The following is a 4,269-nucleotide window of genomic DNA, read 5'->3' on the forward strand; positions in this document are numbered from 1 at the left end:
AGGAAGGCCCTTTTATGGGCAGGCTAAGGGCCAACTTTGGCTGACTTGGAGGTCCTATGCAGGACCTCCACAGCATATAAAACTCATCGCCGAAGGCGATACCACCCCCTCTGAACCCTTTGAATCCTTTGAACCTTCTACACAACCCTTTTACATAACCCTTCTACACAACCTTCGGCCCTTCGGGCCGTCAACCCTCACGCCCGCAGGGCGTGTCAAATTTACCCCTTGCATCTCCCATTTCTTTTTGATAAAATAAAAAAGCTTGAGTACAAGTACACATGTCCGTGGATTTCATATCTGTGCCCTCTGACAGGGTGGTTATGGAAGAAGAAGCGGGCAGAGGTTATTAACAGGAGGTTTTTATTATGTCAGTTGTATCCATGAAACAGTTGTTAGAAGCAGGCGTTCATTTCGGTCATCAGACCCGTCGCTGGAACCCGAAGATGGCTCGGTTCATTTTCACCGAACGCAACGGTATCTACATCATCGATCTGCAGAAGACCGTGAAGAAGGTGGAAGAAGCTTATGCTTTCATCCGTGATGTGGCAGCTAAGGGCGAACCGATTCTCTTTGTAGGCACCAAGAAGCAGGCCCAGAATTCCGTGAAGGAAGAAGCTACCCGCTGCAACCAGTTCTACGTGAACGAACGCTGGCTGGGCGGCATGCTCACCAATTTCCGCACCATCCAGACCCGTATCAACCGTCTGAAAGAACTGGAAAAGATGTTTGAAGAAGGCACCACCGACCAGTATCCGAAGAAGGAAGTTATCCTCATGAAGAGAGAACTGGAAAAGCTGGAAAAGAACCTGGGCGGTATCAAAGACATGAAGAGACTGCCGGGAGCTATTTTCATCATCGATTCCAAGAAGGAAGAAATCGCTGTTGCTGAAGCTCACAAGCTCCACATTCCCGTTGTGGCTACCGTTGATACCAACTGCGATCCCGATGTCATCGATTTCCCGATTCCTGCCAACGATGACGCTATCCGCGCTGTAAGACTGCTCACCAGCAAAATGGCTGATGCCGTTCTCGAAGGCCGCCAGGGCCAGCAGGAAGAAGAAGCTGCTGCCGCTGAAGAAGCAGGCGAAGCTGCTGAAGCTCCCGCTGAAGAAGCTGCTGAAGAAACCGCTGCAGACAAGGAATAATTTACAGGATAGGGGCTTCCTTAAAGCCCCGGGGCTCTGCCCGTAACTTAGACAAACACCTTGAATTTTATGATGGAGGTCATAAGATGAAAATCACAGCTAGTATGGTAAAAGATCTGCGTACTAAAACCGGTGCAGGCATGATGGACTGCAAGAAAGCACTGGTTGAAGCTGATGGCGACATGGAAAAGGCTGTCGATATTCTCCGCGAAAAGGGCCTGTCCCAGGCTGCGAAGAAGGCAAGCCGCGTAGCTGCTGAAGGTGCTGTAGTTTCCGCTATCTCCGAAGATGGCAAAACCGGTACCATCGTTGAAGTCAACTGCGAAACCGATTTCGTAGGAAGCAACGACGACTTCAAAGCACTGGCCGCATCCATTGCCAAGCAGATTCTGGCTGTTAATCCTGCCGATGTGGAAGCCCTCCTGGCATCCGACATGAACGGCAAATCCGTAAAAGACACCGTAACCGAAGCTGTTGCCAAAATCGGCGAAAACATTTCCGTACGCCGTTTCGTACGTTATGAAAGCGCTGAAGGCAAGGTTTACAGCTACATCCACGGCGGCGGCAAGATCGGCGTTCTCGTGGAAGTGAAAGGCGGAGACGACGAACTGGGCAAGGACATTGCCATGCAGGTAGCTGCAGCCAACCCGTCCTACCTCAACCGCACCGAAGTTCCGCAGGCTGAAATCGAACATGAAAAAGAAGTTCTTGCTGTGGAAGCAAGAAACGAAGGCAAGCCGGAAAAGATTATCGAAAAGATGGTTCTTGGCAGAATCAACAAGTACTACAAGGAAGTATGCCTGGTAGACCAGGAATTCATTAAAGACGGCGATCTCACCATTGCCAAACTTCTGAAGTCCAAGAATGCGGATGTTCTCCGTTTTGCCCGTTTCCAGCTGGGTGAAGGCATTGAAAAGAAACAGGACGATCTGGCAGCAGAAGTTGCAAAACAGCTGAATCAGTAATCCAACAATTATAAGAGGACACTTTTTAGTGTTCTCTTATTTTGTAAATGGGAGAAAATTACTATATAATAGATAAGGAACTGTTATGTTGTTTCTGGGGGTGTACCATGGAAGCTGAAACGAAACATTATAAAAGAGTTATGCTGAAATTATCCGGCGAAGCCCTGGCCAATGACAAGGGCTTCGGCATTGATCCCGAAGTGGTTTACCGTCTGGCGCGGGAAATCAAGGAAGCCGCTGAATCCGGCGTGGAAATCGCCGTCGTCGTAGGCGGCGGCAACATCTGGAGAGGACTCAAAGGCAGCCAGGGCGGCATGGACCGCGCATCCGCCGACTACATGGGCATGCTGGCTACGGTCATCAACTCCGTAGCCCTGCAGGACGCACTGGAAAAACTGGGCGTATCCACCCGCGTGCAGACCGCCATTGAAATGCGCCAGATTGCAGAACCCTACATCCGCCGCCGGGCTATCCGCCACCTGGAAAAGGGAAGGGTGGTCATCTTCGGCGCCGGCACCGGCAATCCCTATTTCACCACCGATACCACGGCGGCCCTCCGCAGCGCGGAAATCGAAGCGGACGTCATGCTCATGGCCAAGAAACAGACCGACGGCGTGTACGATGCAGATCCCAAGTACCATCCGGAAGCCAAAATGTTTACCCACCTCACCTATAACGATGTGCTGCAGAAACAGCTGGCCGTCATGGACAACACCGCCATTACGCTGTGCATGAACAATAATATCCCCATCGTTGTATTTAATATCGACGTTCCCGGAAATATTGTGAAAGCGTGCAAAGGAGAAACCCTGGGCACCCTCATTGAAAGGAAATAATTATGTACGAAGACGAACTGAAAACCTTATCTGAAAAAATGGACAAATCCATTACCGCTTTGAAAAACGAATTCACCTCCATTCGCACCGGCCAGGCCAACGCCAGCCTCCTGGACCGTGTATTCGTTGAATACTACGGCAGCCGCACCCCGGTGACCCAGGTGGCCACCGTATCCGTGCCGGAAGCCAGAATGCTGGTGGTCCAGCCCTGGGATAAGACCCTTCTGAAGGAAATCGAAAAAGCCATCCTCCAGTCCGACCTGGGCCTCGTTCCTATGAACGACGGCAACCTCATCCGCATGGCCATTCCCCAGCTCACCGAAGAACGGCGCAAGGAACTGGTGAAAGTGGTAAACAAGAAGTCCGAAGAAGCCAAAGTGGCAGTCCGCAACATCCGCCGCGACGGCAACGTGTTCCTCAAGAAAGAAGAAAAGAACAGCGACGTGTCCAAGGACGTCATTAAAGACACCGAAGACAAAATCCAGAAACTCACCGATAAGAAAATCAAAGAAGTGGAAGCTGTCACCGACAGGAAGATTAAGGAAATCATGTCTGTGTGATTGGGGCTGCAGAGCAGTCCAGGGTGACGGCCCTTCGGGCCGAAGGTTCTAAAGGGGCTTAAGTTTGACACGGCCTTCGGCCGTGAGGGTTGTGGTAGGCGCCTGCGGCGCCAGTATAAAAAAACCTTTACAACCGGGCTTCGCCCGTGGGAAAACAGGCAAACCGCCCTGCGGGCGGGGAAAAGCGCACCCCCTTTGGTGGCTGCGCCACCACCTTGCCCCCGGCAGAGCCGGGGGCAAGGTGGGCACTCAGCGGTGTGCTACATGATACCAAAGATAAGCGTAGAGCGGTTTATTCTGCCCCCTGAATAGGGGGAAGTCCCGCGAAGCGGGATAGGGGGTGGCGAACGCAGTGAGCCAATCAGCGGAATGCTATTCATCGCATATGAAGCCAAGGAAAAGCATAGAGCGGCCTTCCCGCCGACCGGTATTTAATAGCATTTGTATCATATGCTTCGAGTACCGAGATTCTTCGCTGACGCTCAGAATGACGATGGGGGCGGGAAGGCAATCCCGTAACGTCAGGCTCCTTCCTCAGGAAGGAGCTGGGCGAAGCCCTGAGGATAGGTCCGAATTTTTTCCCAAGAACTGACGCCCCTATCCTCCGTCGCCTACGGCGCCACCCCCTTCCTGTGGAAGGGGGCTCTGGCTCTTCGTCATGCAGCACTGGAGACACAAGCGTAAATCCCGTAACGCTGACTATATACTCATCGCCGAAGGCGATACCTTCCCCTCTGAACCCTCTGAACCTTTTGAACCT

Annotated in this window: 4 protein-coding genes; all 4 read left to right on the plus strand. The window is 52.0% G+C overall.

Features of this window, described 5'->3' with window-relative positions; genetic code table 11:
* The first annotated feature begins 368 nt into the window (after nt 1–368).
* The 4 genes from rpsB (at nt 369) to frr (ending at nt 3,509) form a co-directional block, all read left to right on the plus strand.
* The gene (gene rpsB, locus QZQ29_RS09005) at nt 369–1,148 is read left to right on the plus strand and encodes a 30S ribosomal protein S2 (RefSeq protein ID WP_296962518.1); all 780 of its coding nucleotides are present in this window, start codon (nt 369–371) and stop codon (nt 1,146–1,148) included.
* Between the two features lie 86 nt (nt 1,149–1,234).
* Nucleotides 1,235–2,113, plus strand: coding sequence for a translation elongation factor Ts (gene tsf, locus QZQ29_RS09010; protein ID WP_296962520.1), 879 nt, complete (start codon nt 1,235–1,237; stop codon nt 2,111–2,113).
* Nucleotides 2,114–2,220: 107 nt separating this feature from the next.
* Nucleotides 2,221–2,949, plus strand: a complete 729-nt coding sequence (gene pyrH / locus QZQ29_RS09015; RefSeq protein ID WP_296962522.1) for a UMP kinase — start codon at nt 2,221–2,223, stop codon at nt 2,947–2,949.
* A 2-nt stretch (nt 2,950–2,951) separates the two neighbouring features.
* Nucleotides 2,952–3,509, plus strand: coding sequence for a ribosome recycling factor (gene frr, locus QZQ29_RS09020; protein WP_296962524.1), 558 nt, complete (start codon nt 2,952–2,954; stop codon nt 3,507–3,509).
* The last annotated feature ends 760 nt before the right edge of the window (nt 3,510–4,269 follow it).

The sequence above is a fragment of the uncultured Dialister sp. genome (assembly GCF_900538805.1).
Taxonomy (GTDB): domain Bacteria; phylum Bacillota; class Negativicutes; order Veillonellales; family Dialisteraceae; genus Dialister.